Here is a 19,267-nt window from a genome sequence, read left to right as displayed (position 1 = left end):
GTCACCCATGTCTCAGGCATGGGCGGACTCCTGACCTCCGATCCGCTTAAACAGATCCAGGCTTTCGTCATTCAGGCCTTCCACGGAGACCTCGGATCCCCCCAGGCGGAATTTACGGATCACCTGATCGAGCGCCGCCACGCCGCTCTGATCCCAGATATGGGCTGAGGAGAGATCGATCACAATTCTCTCGGGATGATCGTGCAGATCAAATCCCTGCAGGAAGTAAACCTTGCTGACGAAGAACAACTGACCGACAACCCGGTAACGGCGCTCCTGATCGCTCACATCGATCGCTTCCACCTGGATCACCTTGGCCACCTTGCGGCTGAACAGAATTCCCGCGAGGGCCACACCGGCCAACACCCCCAACGCCAGGTTGTGCGGCGTGGTGAGCATGGTGACAGCGAAGGTCATCAGCATCACCGAGGTGTCGCTCTTGGGGATGCGGCGCAGGTTGCGCAGGCCGTTGATGTCTGCCGTGCTCACGGCGATGCTGATCATCACCGCCACCAGGGCTGCCATCGGGATCTGCTTCAGCCAGGGGCCGGCAAGCAGGATCATCGCCAGAAGGCTGACGCCGGAGAACAGGGTTGAGAGACGCGTACGGCCGCCGTTGTCCACGTTCATCACCGATTGACCCACCAGGGCACAGCCCGCCATGCCTCCGAACAACGACGCCACGATGTTGGCGATGCCCTGTCCACGGGCCTCCACGTTTTTGTTGGTGGTGGTGTCGGTCTTGTCGTCAAGGATGTCCTGAGTCAGGAAGGTCTCCATCAGACCCACCAGGGAAATGGCCAAGGCTGTGGGGAGCACCAGGCCCAGGGTGTCGAGGTTGAAGGGAACACCACCCGCGCCGATGGGAACCGCGAAGGTGGGCAATCCATCCGGCAGCGTTCCAAGACTGCTGACGCTGGGAATGTTCAGGTTGAAGCCGATGCTGATGACCGTGAGCACAACAATGGCCACCAGCTGGGACGGCACCAGCCGGGTAAGTCTCGGCAGGCCATAGATGATCACCAGACCCAGCAGCACCAGACCCCAGACGATTGGAATCTGACCACCGTGGGGCAACAGACCACCAGCGTGGCCATCACCGCCGGCATGCAGATCCAGGCCCAGCTGAGGCAATTGCGCCTGGAAGATCAGCAGCGCCAAGGCATTGACGAAGCCGCTGAGCACGCCCTGGGGCACGAACCTCATCTGATACGCCAGCCGGAGGTAGCCCCAGAGGATCTGCAGCAGGCCGGTGACCAGACCCGCCACCATCAGATACTGCACCCCGAGCCCTGCACCCCGGGCTTCACCGGTAGCGACCAGTCCCGTCATCAGCAGGGCCGTTGAACCGGTGGCGGAGGTGATCATCGCCATGCGACCACCCACCACGGCGATGGTGAGTGACAGACAGAAGGCTCCGAACAGGCCGACCTTCGGATCCACCCCGGCGATGCCGGAGAAGGCGATCGCCTCCGGGATCATCGCGAAGGCCACCACCAGGCCTGAAAGCAAATCCTTGCTGGGGTTGGCGAACCATTGATTCACCAGAGCTGGACTGGAACGCTGGGCCATCACCGGACGCCAAAGCCAGAAGGGACCGTAAATCAGAGCTCTGGCATGGTGCCGGCTGGATCCCGACGTGCCTTGAGTTGACGCAGTCCAGGCAACCAGGGCCCGAAAGCCAATTCCAACTCCCGCTGATGAAATGGCAAATGGTCATGCAACTGCGCCAGATGCACACCAGGGCAGAGCGGCTCCAGCACGGCCCACAGCTCGCTTAACCACCGAAGGCTGCGCTGGCGCGCCTCCGCATCTCCGGCAGGCCAGACCGCTGTGATCCATGGCTTCCAGACCGCATCACGATGCACAAATGACGTGGCCTCAGCAGGCACTGCAGTTGTGGCATCCCCAAGCTGCTGGCTGGACAGGCTGCAGCCGCCATGGGGGCAGCGACGCATCAGCGCCCGCAGCTCCGGCAGCAAACGGCGCCACCCCTCGCCATGGGCCGGTCCGAGCAGACCCACCACCTCGCCATGCAGGCGGGATTCACCTGAGGGCGCGGGCGTCAGGGGCGGCAGTTGGTGCAGTCCATCAATCCGCTGCCAACCGGCCTGTTCATGGCCAGACACCTGCAGCCGCCTGATGCTGCCGTCAGCACTCCAGCTCCATTGCAGGGTGGTGCTGGGGTCGGAGCACTCCGCAGCGACAAGCCAATCCGGCAACTGATCGGGCGATCCCGTCGAGGCCTTGATCCAGAGGGGGCGAAGGGGCTGGGTGGCGAGCACCACCTCACGCACCACCGCCAGAAACGGTGCCGCTCCACAGAGGCCACGCCACTCCGCCGAGGCCTGATCGTGATCACGGCGCAGCAGGAAGGGTTCACCACTGCCCCAGACCCCTGCGACCGCCTGCAGCTGGTCCACTGCCAGGCCATGCTCACGACTCAACGGCCCCATCCCCCCCGTCAGCACATAGCCGACACCCGGCCAGCCGGACAGCCCTGCGCTCACGGTGCGCCCAAGGGGATGCAGCTGCTCCAGCACCTGCCCCATCCGACATCCACCCCCGATGCGCACCGTCTGATCTGCAGCATTCCAGGTGATCCCCTTCATGGTGCGACGCAGATCCAACGTCCACTGGCCGGCCGCAGCAGCCCTGGAGCTGGTGCCCCCACTGCAGACCCGCAACGGACGAGGACCACACCAACCGGCAATCAAGCTCGGCAGATCCTCCGGAGTGGGCTGCAGCAAGCCCCGTGCCTCGGCATCCGCTGCCTGGGGGTTGAACAGGGGAGGTGGGAGCTGATCCATTCCGCTGCAACCGATAGGGTCAGTTCACACCGAACAGTGGCACGCCCCCTTGGCCGAATCCTCGAACGACCAACTCGGCGTCCTGATCTGCGGCCATGGCAGTCGCAACCGTCTGGCCGTCGAGGAATTCGCCCAGATGGTGGAAGCCCTGCGGCCAAAGCTGGCGCCGATGCCGGTGGAGCATGGCTATCTGGAATTCGCCCGCCCAATCCTGCGGGATGGCCTGGAGTCTCTGCGTCAGCAGGGGATGACCCGGGTGCTTGCCATCCCTGCGATGTTGTTTGCGGCTGGGCACGCCAAGAACGACATCCCCTCTGTGCTCAACACGTTCACCGCAGAAACGGGCCTGCCGATTGATTACGGCCGCGAACTGGGGGTGGACCGTCTGATGGTTGCAGCGGCAGGAGCGCGGGTTCGCGAATGCCTGGAAAGCAACCCTTCTCCGGCGCCGCTGGCGGAGACGCTGCTGGTGGTGGTGGGACGCGGCTCGTCGGATCCCGATGCCAATTCAAATGTGGCCAAGGTCACCCGGATGCTGGTGGAGGGCTTTGGCTTCGGCTGGGGAGAGACGGTCTACTCAGGCGTGACCTTCCCGCTGGTCGAACCGGGCCTTCGGCAACTGGTGAAGCTGGGATTCCGCCGCATCGTGGTGGTTCCTTACTTCCTGTTCTCAGGTGTTCTGGTGAGCCGCATCCGTCAGCACACCGAGCGGGTGGCGGCGGATCATCCCGAGGTTGACTTCCTCTCCGCCGGCTATCTCGGGCAACACCCGCTGGTGGTGGACACCTTCAAGGAACGGGTGAAGGAGGTGCTGCGCGGCGACACCGCCATGAATTGCTCCCTCTGCAAATACCGGGCCCAGGTGTTGGGCTTCGAGCAGGACGTTGGCCGAGCTCAGGAAAGCCACCATCACCATGTGGAGGGGCTGGCGGAGAGCTGCACGCTCTGCGAGCGGGAATGCACGGGGGCCTGCCAACCGGATGGTGTTCCCATCCCCCATCAGCACCATCACGATCACGCTGGTGAGCATCACCATCACCCCCCCTACCCCCATGCCGACCACCCCATGGGTCCCAGAACCCTCGGATCAAAAGATTTCCCACCGAAGCCTTAAGAGATCTGCGGCGTTTTCCGTGACACCGGCAACCGGTCTCGTCAGCGACATCCTGGACATCGCCGAGATCAGTTTTTCTGATCAGTGAGAATCGAAATCTGGCTTCACCAATTTCTCCACAGCATCAGCACCTTTTTCCACAGCCCCCATCCGCGGAGGGCCGAGCCGTCTGAGGGCTGTGGACTTCGCAGCATCTCCAGGAACCTGTTGACAGAGCGGATACCGCCGGTAAGCGGGCTGATCCCACGACGGAGACGTCCTGCTAAACCCTGATCAGAACAGCTGTCTCATGCCGTCTCAGAGGTTTTTGCAAGATTGTCAAAGGCTTTGACGCAACCCGGTCCGATGTGGCTTTCTTGGAGATGTCAAAGAGCGATTGACAGGCTGAATGGATCGGAATTATTTGGAGCGATGCCACGAAATGGGCGTTGCAGAGAAATCTGCTGAGGCTGCAGCGTCCTACGTGAGTATGGAGGCGGAGATCCCAGAAGTGCTGTACCGCGGCATGAAGGACTTCATCGGGGAACACCCCCATTGGGATCAATATCGGGTGATGAGTTCAGCGCTGGCCCACTTTCTGTTTCAGAACGGCTGTGAAGATCGTGCGGTCACCGAGCGCTACCTCAACGATCTGTTCAGCCGCCGCGACCCCTAAGTGCCTGCAGGCAGGCGCGTCGCGTGATCGCCATCATCGTGAGGGTCGGGCTCTGCCAGGCAGACGTCGGCCAGCAAGCTCCATCCACCACAAGCACGTTTGGTGCTGCCCAGAGCCGGTTGAACGAATCGGCCACGCCCTGAGAGGGATCTGCGCTCATCGCAGCACCACCCACTTCATGGATGTAGTACCCCGGCGGAGAGGCGCCATCGGATAAGGCAACAGCCCCCTGCAACAGCGGTTCGATCAAGGGCAATCGGAACAGGTCTTTCAGGGGGAGAGCCTCACCACCAGCCGCTTTGATGCAGACCCCCATCTGACGTCGCATGTGCGCCACCATCGCGGTTTCGTTGGCGCTCCACTGGCAGTCGATGTGGGGCACGGCCACACCCCAGCGATCCACCGCACCGCTGAGGCTGACCCGATTGCTGGCCTGCGGGATCACCTCCCCGTGACCGATCAAAAAGCCCGTGACGGTGCTGGAGCGGCGCCGCAGCACCGCCGGTGGATCAAAGCGACCGATCCCTCCCCACAAGCCATAACCGCCACGAAACTTGGCTCCCTCAAGCCGGCGACCGAACGGAAGAAAGAAGCTGCCGGCGCCGGTGAGGGGGGGCTGAGGCGAGTCCGACGGCTCTGGCATGCAGAAGAACTGGCTTGTGGAGACGTGATCCATCAGCCGCGTGCCAAGTCGTTCGGAAGGGTCCTTCAGGCCCTGCTCCTGAGAGCGCAGCAGGATGGCCAGGGTCTGGATGGTGGAGGCGCATAGCACCACCAGATCGGCAACGACACGTCGACGGTTGCCGTTGGCCTGATCAACGACAACCGCACCCGTCGCCCGGTCGCTGCCCTTGTCAAGCAATAGATGCTCCAGCAGATGCCCGGAGAGCAGCTGCACACGTCCTGTCGCCATCGCCTTAGGCAGCGTGCTGCCGCGACTGCTGGAGCGCGGCCAGGGGCCATGTTGTTCCGGTTGATGCGGGCCAAAGCCGCGTGAGTGAATCACCGGCAGCGCCAGTTGATCGCGCATCGCGTCAGCGAAACGCTGTTCAGCTGCCGTGAACGGCAACGGCTCCTGGGTCTCCCCATCGGGTAATTGCGGCAGACCGTCACGTCCGCCATGGACCCCCAGCATCCTCTCCAGCGCGGCGTAGTCCCCCTCAAGATCGGCGGCACGAATCGGCCACGTGGTCACCCCATCCGGAGCCTCGACACCAATGAAATCCTCATCCGAGAGTCGCAGGGTGATGCCACCCCAAGTGAGGCTGCGCCCGCCCACCTGAAGGCCTCGGGTCCAGAGGAACGGCCGGTCAGGCGGATGGCTGTAGGGGTGCAGCCGTTCATCGGCATAAAGCCTGGGATTGGCTTTCCAATAGCCGGGATGCTGGGCCTGGAGTCGATGGCTGCCGCTGCTGAGCCCCGCCAGCCGTCGCATCGCATTGGCGGGTTCCGACCCCAGTGCTGCCTTCGGCGTCAGATCCGGCCCCGCATCGATCAACAGGACCCGAGCACCACCGTCAGCCAAGGTCAGGGCTGCCACGCCACCGCAGGCCCCAGAGCCAACGACGATGGCATCCCAGGATTCATTGATTGGCACGTTCTGGCTTGCTGTAGACACGCGCAAGGACAAAAAAAAGATCCCCAATGGGGGGATCTCAAATTCAATCAGAATTGGTGGCGGGGGGGAGATTTGAACTCCCGACCTTCGGGTTATGAGCCCGACGAGCTACCAGACTGCTCTACCCCGCGGAGCACTAGAAAATCATACAGGTCGGTGTCGCCCGACACAGAAAGACTTCAGCTTTGCTGAAACTTCAAGGCCCCCTGCACCTCCAGGCTGACGCCTGGGTTGACGATCAGGACCTGATCCTCGAGCTCTTCGAGCCCAAGCGGTGTCAACCACTCCAGCTGCCGTAGAAGATGAAGGGCGACGGCCTGTTTGGCACGACGGGAGCCGTCTTCCACCTTGATGGCAACCCCAAGCCCCTCCCCGACGCGGCTCAGACACTGGACCCCCTCAGCTCCACCTTTGGACAGCACCTGGCCGTGGCTACGGCGCATCAGCTCCGTATCGAATCGACCGTCCCCTGCAATCAGATCCGGATGGGCCAGCATTGCCCGGCTGATCTGCTCCAGTTCCGCATGGCGTGACGCACCCAGATGGGCATAGAGCAAGGCCATCTGGGCCAACTGCAGCCGCAGCGTTGGGGCGCCACAGTCATCCCTCGCTGCCACCAGCTCCTCGGCAGGCAAACCCAGCAGCTCGGCCACACGTCTGTTGATCTCCACCTGAAGGGGGTGATCGCTCTGCAGATAGCTGTCCAAGGGCCAGGCCATCTTCCGACTGGTGGCCAGAAACGCCGCATGCTTTCCAGAGCAGTTGTGCTGAAGCGGACTCTCCGCCCCCGAGGGCACGGGGCACTGCAGATGGCTCGCCTCCAATTCGGCCTTCCAGAGCAACTTGAAGGCTTCCCGGGCATGGCCGTGACTCCCCGAATGGGACGCACAGCTGATGGCCAGACCACGTTCACCCGCATCCATCGCTGCCGCAGCACCACTGCTGAGGAATGGCAGCGCCTGAAAGGGTTTCAGAGCCGATCGAATGAAGGTCTGCAAGCCGGCCTCGCCGGCCGACATCAGCACACGGCCACGGCCATCACAAACCACCGCATGCACCCGATGAACGGATTCGGCGATGCAGCCTCGCTTCAAGGTGACCTCCAATGGCGCCGTACCGGAGCGGGAGGTGCCGCTGAATCCCGAGGAAAGGGTCATTCCCGTGGCAGGGGGTAATTCAGAGAGCCTGACAGAGGCTCGCGCCACCCAGCATCAGTCCAGCAGCCATGGCCAAGGCCCGACCCAGCCGGCTCAGAATTGGACGGACCTCGTGACGCGCCACCAGAAGATCACGCGTCCGCCACGACAGGGGCTTTTCCCAGGTCTGGCCGTCGTACCAACCGGATTCCTCGTAATCAACGCTTTCAGACAGGAGCCTCTTCATCACGTAGGTCCAGCCCAACCACTGGCGAACCAGCAGCAGCAAGGGGAGGACCAAAGCGGCGACGGCTCCTGCCACGACGAGTCGGGGAGGGTCCGCTTTCAGGGTCAAACTGCCACTGGCCACGAGGGTGCAGAGCGGCAACATCAACATCCAGCTGATCAGCAGACTGCGCTTCAAAGACGACACCTCTCCCGTTGGCCAGGAGAAAAACCAGGATTTGGAGAGCTGCTGAAATTCCTCCAGCGGTCTCTGCTCCGGAGGTACGGGGCAGGAGACGAGCTCGTCCATGCCTATTAGCTCACTTTTGGTGACGGTAGGAAGGCGCGGGTCTCCCCGTGGCTCCAGAAGGCTTCAAGGTCGTAGTAGCCCCGCTCATCGGGCATCAGCACATGGACGATCAGCTCGCCGTAATCCAGCAACGCCCAGCGGCCTTCCTGCACACCTTCCTTGCGCAAAGGCAGGCGCTCCGCCTCGGTTTCCAATCGATCCTCGACGGATCGTGCAATGGCTCGCACCTGCACGTCCGATTGGCCGCCGGCGATCACCATCCAATCCGCCAGGCTCGACACCTCGTCCACCCGAATCAAACGGATATCAGATGCCTTGCGGTCATCACAAGCCTCGGCAGCCAGATCCGCCAGCTGTTGACTATCCATAAACGTTCTCACTGGTGACGGAACTACGGGAGCCTTCCTGCTGGGCCATCTCTGCCCGGGCTTTGCTGGCGCTCTTGCGCAGCGCCTCAAGACGATCTTCGTAGTAGCTCCTCCGCTTCTTCTTGCGGGTCTGCTCCACCAGCTCCTTCAGAGCTCCACCGAGACTTCGGTAAGCATTGGGCACGCTGTAGCCAAAACGGCAGGCCAGATCAATGGCGCGTTCATCCGCGCTGATGGCGTCCTGCAGGCGTTTTTCGGAATTGTTCTTCAGGTAGAGCCGATAACCGGCAAAACCAGACAACCCAAGGGCCATCATCAGTAGCAGTCCATCCTGAACCCAGAGTTCACCGATGGCACCGCCCAGACCGATCGCCAAGGCTGCCATTTCCCAACCATCGCGCGGAATCGTGTCGTTCTGAATGCGACCGACTTCATGCCAGAACAGCAGGTTGCGGTGGTCCAGCGCCATGGAATCCCAGGCATCAAGGTCAACCTGGATTTCGACCTCATCACGGCCGATCTCCTCGAGCGTGATCAGAGGTGGATCGACTGCTGCAGCAGTCTCCACAAACACCCAGCTCTGCATTTCCGGTGGCAGCAACCCCTTCAGGCGCTGGAGCTCACTCATTGCAACCGAACTTCCTAATAGAGCAACCGTAGCGAGGCCAGGGCCCACATCACCCGCGTGAGAGGCTGTCAAGGTTTGGCCTGAAGCGACTGCCCATGCCTCGGAGGACCGATCTGCGGCGCATCCTTCTGCTGGGCTCCGGTCCGATAGTGATCGGACAAGCCTGTGAATTCGACTATTCCGGAACCCAGGCCTGCAAAGCATTGCGCTCTGAGGGGTACGAGGTGATCCTCGTTAACTCCAACCCGGCTTCGATCATGACCGATCCGGAGATGGCGGATCGGACCTACATCGAACCTCTGACGCCTGATGTCGTCACCCTGGTGATCGAACAGGAACGTCCGGATGCACTGCTACCCACCATGGGCGGGCAGACCGCCTTGAACCTAGCCGTCACTCTGGCGGAAAACGGCACCCTGGAGCGTTACGGGGTTGAGCTGATCGGTGCCGATCTCCAGGCCATCCAGAAAGCGGAGGACCGTCTGCTGTTCAAGCAGGCGATGGAACGTATCGGGGTGCAGGTCTGCCCATCCGGCATCGCCTCCACCCTGGAAGAAGCTGAAGCAGTGGGAGCCGCCATCGGCAGCTTCCCGAGAATCATCCGACCAGCCTTCACCTTGGGGGGAAGTGGAGGAGGGATCGCATACAACCCTGAGGAGTACGCCGCCATCTGCAAAAGCGGTCTGGAAGCCAGTCCTGTCTCCCAGATCCTGATCGAACAGTCCTTGCTGGGTTGGAAGGAATTTGAACTCGAGGTGATGCGCGATCAGGCGGACAACGTCGTGATCGTCTGCAGCATCGAAAACTTAGATCCGATGGGCGTTCATACGGGCGACTCCATCACGGTGGCTCCGGCACAGACGCTGACGGATCGGGAGTATCAGCGACTGCGGGACCAATCGATCGCGATCATCCGCGAAATCGGCGTTGCCACCGGAGGCAGCAACATCCAGTTCGCCATCAACCCCGACAACGGCGATGTGGTGGTGATCGAAATGAATCCAAGGGTGAGCCGGTCCTCGGCCTTAGCCAGCAAAGCCACCGGATTCCCGATCGCCAAAATCGCCGCTCGGTTGGCCATCGGCTACACGCTCGACGAGATCCTCAACGACATCACCGGTAAGACACCGGCCTGTTTTGAGCCCACCATTGATTACGTGGTCACCAAGATTCCACGGTTCGCCTTTGAAAAATTCAGGGGCAGCCCGGCGGTGCTCACCACATCGATGAAATCGGTGGGAGAAGCGATGGCCATCGGCCGCAGCTTCGAGGAATCCTTTCAGAAAGCGATGCGTTCCCTGGAAACCGGTTATGCCGGATGGGGTGGGGACAGACCGGAACCGGAGCTAAGTGAAGCCGATATCGATCGCCTTCTGCGCACCCCATCACCGGAGCGGATTCTCTGCGTCCGCAGCGCCATGCTGCGTGGTCGGTCCGATGCTGAGATTCACCGGATTAGTAGCATTGATTCCTGGTTCCTGGCCAAGCTGCGACGCATCCTCGACGCTGAGCAACAGCTGCTGCGCGGTCGGCAGCTGGGCGACCTGTACGCTCCGGAGTTGCTTGAACTCAAGCAACTCGGCTTTTCGGATCGCCAGATCGCCTGGCAAACCGATAACGATGAATTGAGTGTTCGGCGTCATCGCCATGGCCACGGGATCCGAGCCGTGTTCAAAACCGTTGACACCTGTGCGGCTGAATTCGCATCCACCACGCCGTATCACTACTCGACCTACGAGCGCTCGATCCAACAGCTGAACAGCGATGGAAGCCTCACAACGCTCCCCCCCGCCAGCGAAGTGAGCAATAACAGCAGCGGGCGCAAGGTGATGATTCTTGGGGGCGGGCCCAATCGGATTGGCCAGGGGATCGAATTCGACTACTGCTGCTGCCATGCTTCCTTCGCCGCTCAAGACGCCGGCATCACATCGGTGATGGTGAACAGCAACCCGGAGACCGTCTCGACGGACTACGACACCAGCGACAGCCTCTATTTCGAGCCCCTCACCCTCGAGGATGTCCTCAATGTGATAGAGGTCGAGCAACCGGACGGCGTGGTGGTCCAGTTCGGGGGGCAGACCCCGTTGAAACTGGCGATCCCCCTGCTGAACTGGCTCAACTCCGAGGAAGGTCGTACCACGGGGTCCCAGATCTGGGGCACGTCACCGGAGTCGATCGACCGTGCTGAAGATCGCGAGCAGTTCGAAGCGATCCTGAGCCAACTGGAGATTCGCCAACCTCGGCATGGCCTGGCCCGCAGTGAGGCGGAAGCCCGAGATGTGGCGACCCGCGTGGGCTATCCGGTGGTGGTCCGCCCGTCCTATGTGCTGGGTGGTCGCGCCATGGAGGTGGTCTTCGACGAACAGGAGCTCAATCGCTACATGTTGGAGGCGGTTCAGGTGGAACCCGACCATCCGGTGCTGATCGACCAGTACCTGGAAAATGCGGTTGAGGTGGACGTCGATGCGCTCTGCGACCACGAGGGCAACGTGGTCATCGGCGGCCTGATGGAACACATCGAGCCGGCGGGCATCCATTCCGGTGATTCCGCCTGCTGCCTTCCCGCCGTTTCTCTTGGAGAGGGAGCCCTCGGCACGATCCGTGAGTGGAGCCGGGACCTGGCCCTCGCGTTGAAGGTGCAGGGGCTGATCAACCTCCAGTTCGCCGTTCAACGGAACGCCGAGGGTGAGGAAGTCGTTTACATCATCGAAGCCAATCCGCGGGCGTCCCGCACGGTGCCGTTCGTGGCCAAGGCCACCGGTCAGCCCCTGGCTCGCATCGCGACCCGTCTGATGGCTGGCGAAACGCTGCAACAGGTTGGGTTGACGACAGAACCCCAACCACCCCTGCAAACGATCAAGGAAGCCGTGCTGCCGTTCAGACGCTTCCCTGGTACAGACACAGTGCTGGGCCCGGAAATGCGCTCCACCGGTGAGGTGATGGGGTCAGCCGACAGTTTCGGGATGGCCTACGCCAAGGCTGAACTGGGCGCCGGCGAAGCACTCCCCACCACCGGCACGGTGTTTCTGTCGACCCATAACCGTGACAAGCCAGCTCTGGTTCCTGTGGCTGAACGACTTGCCGAATTGGGCTTCGCTCTGATCGCCACCTCAGGCACCGCTGATGTTCTGACCAAGGAGGGGCTGACGGTGAACGCTGTGCTGAAGGTGCATGAGGGTCGCCCCAACATCGAGGACATGATCCGGTCCAATCAGGTGCAGCTGGTGATCAACACCCCCATCGGCCGCCAGGCCGCCCATGACGACAAATACTTGCGCCGGGCAGCCCTGGATTATGCCGTTCCCACGGTCACAACCCTGGCTGGTGCCCGCGCTGCGGTGGAGGCCATCGCCACACTTCAGAGTCAGCCCACCCTCAGCATCAATGCTCTGCAGGACGTCCATGGCACCCGGCGGTGATCGGTAGGGTTGCAGCAGCAGAACCACCGCCGTGACAGCCTCCGCCCCCGTCAAACCCGGCAGCGATCTTCGCGATCAGTTCCGGCGTGCCTACGAAAACCGTTACACCTGGGATCCTGGCTTTTCCGGCTACCGCGGCCGCTGTATCTGGCAGCAAGGGGAACAGCAGGTTGAAGGCCGCTTTGAAGTAGGCGCAGACCTCAAAGCCAAGGTGGAGGGCATCGACGATGCAGATGTTCTGAAAGCGGTTCAGTCCCAACTCTGGGAAGTGGCCATCCACCGCGTCCGCCGCAGCTTCGAGCAGACCCATGGCGAAAACCAGTTCACCGCTGGTGAGACCGATGCCGTTGGAACCGAGGTGCTGGTCAGTGGCAAAGGCGAAGGAGACCGCTACCGCATCAAGGGTGACGTCGTGACGATGGTGCATCGTCATATTCACGGAACGGTCGTGACGATCTTCACGACCGAGGTCACCAACACCGGTGCCGGCTATCTCAGCCACACGTACACCAGCCAATACGCCGACCCGGCCACGGGTGAGGCGAAGGGTGGACGCAGCAGCTTCAAAGACACGTTCGTGGCCCTACCCGGGGATGGGCCATGGGTGCTCCAAGAACGGGTCATCGACTCTGAGGCTCACGGTGACACCCCGGCTGGTTCGCAAACCTTCCGCTTCGACGATCTGGAAGCCCTTTGATTGGATTGTCACAGCTGATCAGCTGTGACACCATCTCGACAACCGAGGGTTAAGGGATGGGTGGTCTCGAAACAGCGATCCGGGCCATCAATGATCCGATCAACGGTCTGGTGTGGGGTTGGCCCACCGTCAGTCTGATCGCCCTGACTGGCATGGTTCTGATGTTCGGCCTGCGGCTGATGCCGTTGCGACGACTGGGCTACGGCATCGCGATGATGCTGCGCCCTGCCGATCAGGAAACGGTTGGGGAGATCACACCGTTTCAGGCGCTGATGACTTCCCTTTCGGCAACGATTGGCACGGGCAACATCGCCGGTGTGGCGGGTGCCATCGCCGTTGGTGGACCCGGTGCGGTGTTCTGGATGTGGGTGATCGCCCTGTTCGGTATCGCCACCAAATACGCCGAAGCGGTGCTGGCGGTTCGCTTCCGCACAACTGATGCCAACGGACACCATGTCGGTGGCCCGATGTACTACATCCTCAACGGCCTTGGCAGCCGCTGGGCCTGGATGGCTGTGCTGTTTGCCCTATTCGGCATGTTTGCTGGCTTCGGCATCGGCAATGGTGTCCAGGCCTTTGAAGTGTCTTCAGCGCTGAGCCTGATCGGCGTGCCCAAGCTGGTGACCGGCATTGCGCTGGGGGCCATGGTGTTTGCCGTGGTCATCGGGGGGATCAAGCGCATCGCTCAGGCCGCTTCCGCCATCGTTCCCTTGATGTCCGTTCTGTATGTAGGTGCCTGTCTGCTCGTACTGCTGCTGAATGCTGGCGCCGTGCCTGAAGCCTTCTCCACGATCTTCGGCAATGCATTCATCGGAGAGGCTGCCATCGGAGGAGCCCTCGGTCAGGTGATCCTGATGGGTTTCAAGCGCGGAATCTTCTCCAATGAAGCCGGCCTGGGAAGCGCACCGATGGCTCACGCCGCCGCAAAAACCACCGATCCGGTACGGCAGGGAACCGTGGCCATGCTCGGCACCTTCATTGACACCCTGATCATCTGCACGATGACCGCCCTGGTGATCATCACCACCAAGGCCCATGAATTACTGGATGGCGCGGGTGAGCGACTCAGCGGCGCTGATCTCTCCATCGCTGCCTTCAACACGGGGCTCCCTGGCAGCGGAACTGTCGTGACGGTGGGCCTGGTGGTGTTTGCCTTCACCACCATCCTGGGTTGGAGTTTCTACGGCGAACGTTGCACCACGTTCCTGTTCGGCGAACAAGCCGTGTTGCCCTTTCGTCTCGTCTGGGTTGCCGTCGTGGTGATCGGAGCCGTTGCGGGTGACCGTGGCGTGGTGTGGTCCATCGCCGACACCCTTAATGGCCTGATGGCCCTGCCCAATCTTGTCGCGCTTCTCCTGCTTTCCGGAACGGTGATCAAACTCACCAGTGACTACCGCTTCGAGCGTTGAAGCGGCAGTCATCGGCTTTGTAGGGATCCCAGGCCTCAGCCCTGACCTTCGGGGAGAGGGGTCACAGTTTTGAGCTTTTCATTCAGCTGCATGGCCAGACTCTGACGGCCAACTGCGAGCACCTTCAGGGTGTCCTCATGCATGCGCAACTGGGCATCGGCAACCTGCATGCCACGCACCAGCTCTTTCAGCTCATCAGGAAGGGTGTTGAGGTCGTAGCGATTTCCCTCAAAGGTCAGGACGGGATTGGGGTTGTTGGCTGAAGAATCGGTCATCGTTCAAAGCCGGGATGGTTGGAACCGGCGGGCCGATCGTAGGGGGATTCAACCGTTCTGCAGATCACGGATGAACTGGCGCTCGCACAAATCGCGGTAGCGACCGCCGCGCTGCATCAGGCTGTCGTGGGTGCCGCGATCAACGATGCGACCACGCTCAAGCACCACGATCTGATCGGCTTCCTGCACCGTGGCCAGACGGTGGGCAATCACCAGAACCGTCCGTCCACGCATGGCCCGTCGCAACCCAAGCTGGACAGCCGCTTCGGCTTCGGCATCCAGAGCACTGGTGGCTTCATCCAGCAGGAGCACAGCTGGATTGCCCAGCACCGCTCGAGCGATCGCGATGCGTTGGAGCTGACCGCCTGAGAGGTTCGTGCCCCGTTCTTCCAGCTGGGTGTTGTAACCATCGGGCAAATCACGGATAAACCCATCCGCGTTAGCCAGAACAGCCGCCTCAATCACCTGGGCATCGGTGGCATGGCGTCCGAAGCGGATCGCCTCAGCAATGGAACCGGAAAAGACCGTGGTTCGCTGAGGAACCAGGGCCAGCTGGCAGCGCAGGTCCCGAGCCCGAAGCGTGCTGAGATCGTGACCATCGAGGACAATTCGGCCCTGTTGGGCGACGTTGAAACGCAACAGCAGGGAGAACAGTGTGCTTTTGCCGGCTCCGGACGGTCCCACAAGAGCCATCACCGTCCCCGCCGGAACATCAAGGTCCAGCTGCTGCAGCACCAGATCGCCGACGGCGTAGCCAAAACTCACCCCCTCCAGCCTGAGGTCACCCCGCAGCTGACCAAGATTCACCGCATCGGGGGGATCCACCGGCTCGCGTGGCTCGCGTTCGATCTCCCGCAGACGCCTCAGCGACGCCTGGCCCTGTTGGAACTCGTTGAAGTTGTTTGTGACGTGGGCAATTGGATCGATCAGAACGATGAGGCCCGTCAAGTAACTGCTGAGCCCAGAGATGTCGAGGTCACCGCTCTGAATCCTCCAGGCCGCCAGGCCCAGCACCGAGAACAGGCCAATCACCTCGATGATCCCCACAACGGGGTGTTGCAGAGCCACAAGGCTGTAAGTGCGCTGCCTGGCCTGTCGGTGCTGGTCAATTTCCTGCTCAAACCGCTCTTGGAGCCATGGTTCAGCCGCAAATGCCCGCACCAGCGGAAGCCCCTCAATCGCCTCACCGAGAAGACCGGCGAGTTCACTGACCTTTTTCTGACTGCGTTCGGTGGCCACCATCACCTTCGCCCCGAACAGGCTGATCAACCAAATGATCAACGGCGCCAGCAGCAGGATCGCCAAGGTCAGCTTCCAGTCCAGCCAGACCATGGTTCCCAGGACCACAAGAAGCTGCAGGACGCTGGGGACTGTGTCGTGGATGCTCTTGTACAGAACTTCGCTGACGCGGTCCGCATCCTCTGTGAGGCGATAGGTGAGATCCCCGGCGGACAGCTTTTCGAGAGCACCCAGCTCAACGGTCTGCAGCGTGCTGAACAACTCCCGCCGCAACCGCTGGCTGACCCGAAGGGCAGGATCGGCCAAAAGAGAGTCCTGGCCGAATTGGGCCAGTTTCTGAACCGCGAAGATCAGCACCCCCTGGCCGATCAGCTGCAGGACACGGCTGAGATTCTGAGAGCCCAGCGCCGGAAACAATTCACCGGCAAGGCGCACCAGCAGCGGGAAGCTGCCCACGTAAATCACCATGCACAGCCCCCCCATCAGCAGCTGACGCAGATGCGGTCGCAGCAGTGGAAGCAGACGCCGGAAGCCGGCCTGAGAGGGGGTGAGCATGGCGGCACAGTATCAATACCGTGTCGTTCATCTGCCGCCGATGAAGCTGGATCAGTACCTCAAGTGGAAGGGCTGGGTGTTCACCGGCGGAGAGGCCAAACAACGAATCCAGATGGGAGACGTTCGCGTCAATGGCACGGTGGAAACCCGTCGTGGCCGGCAACTGATCGCGGGAGATCGTGTTGTTCTTGACGGCGAGGAGTCCGTGGTTGAAGGGGAATCCACGACCACGCCGTAAGTTGGCCCGCAGATCAGTCAAGGATTGAAGGCGTGCGCAGACCGGTGATCGCTGGCAACTGGAAGATGCACATGACCTGTGCCCAGGCCAGGGATTACATGGCGGCCTTCCTGCCGCAACTCGCGGAGACCCCCCAGGACCGGGAGATCGTTCTGGCACCGCCTTTCACTGCCCTGTCCACCATGGCGGCAGCCTCTGAAAATTCAGTGGTGGAACTCGCGAGTCAGAATGTGCACTGGCAGGACCACGGTGCCTTCACGGCTGAGATCTCGGCCGAAATGCTGCTCGAGCATGGCGTCGCATACACAATCGTGGGGCACAGCGAGCCCCGTAAATATTTCAGCGAAAGTGATGAGCAGATCAACCACAGGGCCCGCTGCTCCCAGGCCAAGGGGTTGATCCCCATCGTCTGTGTTGGGGAAAGTGATGAGCAGCGCGAACGGGGTGAAGCGGAGCGGGTGATCCGCCGACAGATCGAGCAGGGACTTGAGGGGTTGGACGCCAACAAACTGGTGGTGGCCTATGAACCGATCTGGGCCATCGGCACGGGTAAGACCTGCGAGTCAGCCGAAGCCAACAGGATCTGTGGACTGATCCGAAGCTGGGTGGGAGCCACCGATCTGATCATTCAGTACGGCGGATCCGTGAAGCCCACCAACATCGATGAACTCATGGCCATGAGTGATATCGACGGTGTCTTGGTCGGTGGTGCTTCGCTCAAGCCCGATAGTTTCGCCCGCATTGCCAACTACCAGGCCAGTTGATGTGAGTCACCACTGGCCTGAAGGCTGGCGGCAACGCACCGCCGTGATGGGGGTGATCAACATCACACCGGACTCCTTTAGTGATGGCGGTCGTTTCACCAAGGTTGAGGCGGCAGTCCAGGAAGCGAAGCGGCAATTGCAACAAGGGGCTGATGTACTGGATCTCGGGGCCCAGAGCACGCGTCCCGGTGCCACAGAGGTGGGTGCTGAGGAGGAATGCCGACGCTTGCTGCCGGTGCTTGCCGCCGTGCGCAAGCAATGGCCTGAGGTGTTGATCTCGGTGGACACCTTCCTGGCACCCGTGGCGACGGCAGCGCTGGAAGCCGGCGCCAGCTGGATCAACGATGTGAGCGGAGGACGGAGGGATCCAGAGCTGCTGCGGGTGGTGGCCGATGCCGGCTGCCCGGTGGTGCTGATGCACAGCCGCGGCAACAGTCAAACGATGGACGACCTCACCAACTACAGCGATCTGATTCAGGAGGTGAAGATTGGACTCCTGGAACGGACGGATTCGGCGGTCACCGCTGGGGTCAGGGAGGATCAGATCATCTGGGATCCTGGCCTCGGCTTCGCCAAAACCCACGAGCAGAATCTGAGATTGCTGAAGGATCTTGAGCAGCTCACCTTTGAACCCAGACCACTTCTCGTTGGACCGTCACGCAAAAGATTCATCGGAGCGGTACTGGATGAACCCAGACCTAAGGCGCGCCTGTGGGGAACAGCGGCAGTGGCCTGTCGTTGTGCCCAGGCCGGTGTTGCACTAGTGAGGGTTCACGACGTGGGTCCGATCGCGCAGACGTTGCGCATGGCGTCAGCCCTCTGGTGACCAGCACAATATTCGTTCAGATCGCTGCTTATCGAGACCCGGATCTCGCCGCATCGCTCAACAATCTGCTTGAGCAGGCCGCTCATCCCGAGCGGCTGAAATTCGGTATTTGCCTGCAATTGGATGCGTCGGATCCCCTGAGCTGGGGCGAGCAATCCTTCCCTGATCACGCCCATCTGCAGGTCAAGGATGTAGACGCAGCAGACAGTCGTGGTGCTTGCTGGGCACGCAGCCAGGCTCAAGTGTTCTACAGCGGTGAGGACTTTCTGCTGCAGATCGACAGCCACATGCGTGCTGTCCGGAACTGGGACGATTTCTTGTTGCAAACGTGGAGGGATTGCAACGACAGAGAAGCGGTCTTGAGCGTGTATCCCAATGGCTTCCAACAACCGTGCCAACTGCAGACCAGCACATTGCCGGTGATGGCGGCCAAGGCCTTTGACGACTACGGCATCCTCAAATTTCAAGGCATCAGCCGATATCGAATGCCGGAGCAACAACCAGAGAAACCACTGCCGAATGCGTTTGTGGCCGGTGGGTTTCTGTTCGGCCCCGGAAAAATCGTTGAAAATGTTCCCTACGATCCAGAGCTCTATTTTTACGGAGAAGAAATCTCCATGTCGGCACGACTATGGACCCACGGATACAATATTTACTGCCCAAATCGATTATTACTGTTTCACTTATACAAAAGCTCTAGTGGAGATGGCGATACATCTGCCACTCACTGGAGCGATCACCAAGACTGGTTTCAACTGAACCGACGATCACTCGTTCGGGTTCATAAGCTGTTAGGTAGCCTGTTGATTGCTCCAGCCAATCTGGCCCCAACCCTGAAGGACTTCGAAGGTTTGGAACAATACGGACTTGGAACAAGACGAGATCTCAGCGACTACGAACGAATGGCAGGAATTGCATTTCGAGACCAAACCATCAATCAAAATGCTTCAGCTGGCCAATTTCCAGCCAGCTGAAGCAGAA

General features: G+C 61.1%; 18 protein-coding genes and 1 tRNA gene. 9 read left to right on the top strand and 10 right to left on the bottom strand.

What is annotated here, in order from left to right; translation table 11 throughout:
• Positions 1 to 12 precede the first annotated feature (12 nt).
• Both SynA1524_RS04210 and SynA1524_RS04205 read right to left on the bottom strand, forming a co-directional pair.
• A complete protein-coding gene (locus SynA1524_RS04210; RefSeq protein WP_186499081.1) occupies positions 13 to 1,572 on the bottom strand; it encodes a SulP family inorganic anion transporter in 1,560 nt (519 codons plus the stop codon).
• Positions 1,573 to 1,604: 32 nt separating this feature from the next.
• Positions 1,605 to 2,810, bottom strand: a complete 1,206-nt coding sequence (locus SynA1524_RS04205) for an FAD-binding oxidoreductase (protein WP_186499080.1) — start codon at positions 2,808 to 2,810, stop codon at positions 1,605 to 1,607.
• Between the two features lie 49 nt (positions 2,811 to 2,859).
• Here SynA1524_RS04205 and SynA1524_RS04200 point away from each other — a divergent pair, with 49 nt between their 5' ends.
• Positions 2,860 to 3,924 (top strand): sirohydrochlorin chelatase, encoded by a 1,065-nt coding sequence (locus SynA1524_RS04200; protein WP_186499079.1) that lies wholly within the window; start codon positions 2,860 to 2,862, stop codon positions 3,922 to 3,924.
• Between the two features lie 388 nt (positions 3,925 to 4,312).
• Entirely contained in the window at positions 4,313 to 4,579 is a 267-nt protein-coding gene (locus SynA1524_RS04195) for a DUF2811 domain-containing protein (protein ID WP_011127701.1), read from the top strand.
• On the opposite strand, the gene SynA1524_RS04190 is transcribed toward SynA1524_RS04195, so the two are convergent.
• The 6 genes from SynA1524_RS04190 to SynA1524_RS04165 form a co-directional block, all read right to left on the bottom strand.
• On the bottom strand, positions 4,560 to 6,203 hold the full coding sequence (locus SynA1524_RS04190; RefSeq protein WP_186499078.1) for a GMC family oxidoreductase: 1,644 nt from the start codon (positions 6,201 to 6,203) through the stop codon (positions 4,560 to 4,562). The two genes, SynA1524_RS04195 and SynA1524_RS04190, sit on opposite strands and share 20 nt — an antisense overlap.
• A 48-nt stretch (positions 6,204 to 6,251) precedes the next feature.
• Positions 6,252 to 6,328, bottom strand: a tRNA-Met gene (locus tag SynA1524_RS04185).
• A gap of 48 nt (positions 6,329 to 6,376) precedes the next feature.
• Positions 6,377 to 7,354, bottom strand: a complete 978-nt coding sequence (locus SynA1524_RS04180) for an asparaginase (protein ID WP_186499077.1) — start codon at positions 7,352 to 7,354, stop codon at positions 6,377 to 6,379.
• Between the two features lie 19 nt (positions 7,355 to 7,373).
• Positions 7,374 to 7,868: a CGLD27 family protein gene (locus SynA1524_RS04175; protein ID WP_186499076.1), complete on the bottom strand. Its 495-nt coding sequence runs from the start codon at positions 7,866 to 7,868 to the stop codon at positions 7,374 to 7,376.
• Positions 7,869 to 7,873: 5 nt separating this feature from the next.
• On the bottom strand, positions 7,874 to 8,236 hold the full coding sequence (rsfS, locus tag SynA1524_RS04170; RefSeq protein WP_186499075.1) for a ribosome silencing factor: 363 nt from the start codon (positions 8,234 to 8,236) through the stop codon (positions 7,874 to 7,876).
• Positions 8,229 to 8,864, bottom strand: coding sequence for a DUF3318 domain-containing protein (locus tag SynA1524_RS04165; protein ID WP_011127696.1), 636 nt, complete (start codon positions 8,862 to 8,864; stop codon positions 8,229 to 8,231). The genes rsfS and SynA1524_RS04165 overlap by 8 nt, the downstream gene beginning before the upstream one ends.
• Positions 8,865 to 8,959: 95 nt before the next feature.
• Between SynA1524_RS04165 and carB the strand changes: the two genes are divergently transcribed.
• The 3 genes from carB to SynA1524_RS04150 are packed head-to-tail and all read left to right on the top strand — an operon-like array spanning position 8,960 to position 14,389.
• Positions 8,960 to 12,283, top strand: coding sequence for a carbamoyl-phosphate synthase large subunit (gene carB / locus SynA1524_RS04160; RefSeq protein ID WP_186499074.1), 3,324 nt, complete (start codon positions 8,960 to 8,962; stop codon positions 12,281 to 12,283).
• A gap of 31 nt (positions 12,284 to 12,314) precedes the next feature.
• Positions 12,315 to 12,980, top strand: a complete 666-nt coding sequence (locus SynA1524_RS04155; RefSeq protein ID WP_186499073.1) for a DUF3386 domain-containing protein — start codon at positions 12,315 to 12,317, stop codon at positions 12,978 to 12,980.
• Between the two features lie 56 nt (positions 12,981 to 13,036).
• Complete coding sequence (locus SynA1524_RS04150) at positions 13,037 to 14,389, top strand: alanine/glycine:cation symporter family protein (protein WP_186499072.1); 1,353 nt, start codon at positions 13,037 to 13,039, stop codon at positions 14,387 to 14,389.
• Between the two features lie 35 nt (positions 14,390 to 14,424).
• On the opposite strand, the gene SynA1524_RS04145 is transcribed toward SynA1524_RS04150, so the two are convergent.
• Complete coding sequence (locus tag SynA1524_RS04145) at positions 14,425 to 14,664, bottom strand: DUF6447 family protein (RefSeq protein WP_186499071.1); 240 nt, start codon at positions 14,662 to 14,664, stop codon at positions 14,425 to 14,427.
• Between the two features lie 48 nt (positions 14,665 to 14,712).
• Entirely contained in the window at positions 14,713 to 16,458 is a 1,746-nt protein-coding gene (locus SynA1524_RS04140) for an ABC transporter ATP-binding protein (RefSeq protein WP_186499070.1), read from the bottom strand.
• On the opposite strand from SynA1524_RS04140, the gene SynA1524_RS04135 reads away from it, so the two are divergent.
• From SynA1524_RS04135 to SynA1524_RS04120, 4 genes are read left to right on the top strand one after another with little or no spacing between them, the layout of a single operon-like run.
• Entirely contained in the window at positions 16,457 to 16,696 is a 240-nt protein-coding gene (locus SynA1524_RS04135; RefSeq protein ID WP_286188674.1) for an RNA-binding S4 domain-containing protein, read from the top strand. The genes SynA1524_RS04140 and SynA1524_RS04135 overlap by 2 nt on opposite strands.
• 32 nt (positions 16,697 to 16,728) lie before the next feature.
• Complete coding sequence (tpiA, locus tag SynA1524_RS04130) at positions 16,729 to 17,460, top strand: triose-phosphate isomerase (RefSeq protein WP_186499069.1); 732 nt, start codon at positions 16,729 to 16,731, stop codon at positions 17,458 to 17,460.
• Entirely contained in the window at positions 17,378 to 18,286 is a 909-nt protein-coding gene (gene folP, locus SynA1524_RS04125; protein WP_502707906.1) for a dihydropteroate synthase, read from the top strand. Before tpiA ends, folP begins: the two co-directional genes overlap by 83 nt.
• The gene (locus SynA1524_RS04120; RefSeq protein ID WP_186499067.1) at positions 18,283 to 19,260 is read left to right on the top strand and encodes a GlcNAc-transferase family protein; all 978 of its coding nucleotides are present in this window, start codon (positions 18,283 to 18,285) and stop codon (positions 19,258 to 19,260) included. Before folP ends, SynA1524_RS04120 begins: the two co-directional genes overlap by 4 nt.
• The last annotated feature ends 7 nt before the right edge of the window (positions 19,261 to 19,267 follow it).

The organism is Synechococcus sp. A15-24 (assembly GCF_014280195.1).
Classification (GTDB): Bacteria; Cyanobacteriota; Cyanobacteriia; order PCC-6307; family Cyanobiaceae; genus Parasynechococcus.
The sequence above is the reverse complement of the archived record's forward strand: the minus strand, read 5'-3'. Positions and strand labels throughout refer to the sequence as shown.

Coding starts and splice junctions, on each gene's coding strand:
- SynA1524_RS04210 (WP_186499081.1), bottom strand. CDS start 1,572: ATGGCCCAGCGTTCCAGTCCAGCTCTGGTGAATCAATGGTTCGCCAAC.
- SynA1524_RS04205 (WP_186499080.1), bottom strand. CDS start 2,810: ATGGATCAGCTCCCACCTCCCCTGTTCAACCCCCAGGCAGCGGATGCC.
- SynA1524_RS04195 (WP_011127701.1), top strand. CDS start 4,313: ATGGATCGGAATTATTTGGAGCGATGCCACGAAATGGGCGTTGCAGAG.
- SynA1524_RS04180 (WP_186499077.1), bottom strand. CDS start 7,354: ATGACCCTTTCCTCGGGATTCAGCGGCACCTCCCGCTCCGGTACGGCG.
- SynA1524_RS04175 (WP_186499076.1), bottom strand. CDS start 7,868: ATGGACGAGCTCGTCTCCTGCCCCGTACCTCCGGAGCAGAGACCGCTG.
- rsfS (WP_186499075.1), bottom strand. CDS start 8,236: ATGGATAGTCAACAGCTGGCGGATCTGGCTGCCGAGGCTTGTGATGAC.
- SynA1524_RS04165 (WP_011127696.1), bottom strand. CDS start 8,864: ATGAGTGAGCTCCAGCGCCTGAAGGGGTTGCTGCCACCGGAAATGCAG.
- carB (WP_186499074.1), top strand. CDS start 8,960: ATGCCTCGGAGGACCGATCTGCGGCGCATCCTTCTGCTGGGCTCCGGT.
- SynA1524_RS04150 (WP_186499072.1), top strand. CDS start 13,037: ATGGGTGGTCTCGAAACAGCGATCCGGGCCATCAATGATCCGATCAAC.
- SynA1524_RS04145 (WP_186499071.1), bottom strand. CDS start 14,664: ATGACCGATTCTTCAGCCAACAACCCCAATCCCGTCCTGACCTTTGAG.
- SynA1524_RS04135 (WP_286188674.1), top strand. CDS start 16,457: ATGGCGGCACAGTATCAATACCGTGTCGTTCATCTGCCGCCGATGAAG.
- SynA1524_RS04140 (WP_186499070.1), bottom strand. CDS start 16,458: ATGCTCACCCCCTCTCAGGCCGGCTTCCGGCGTCTGCTTCCACTGCTG.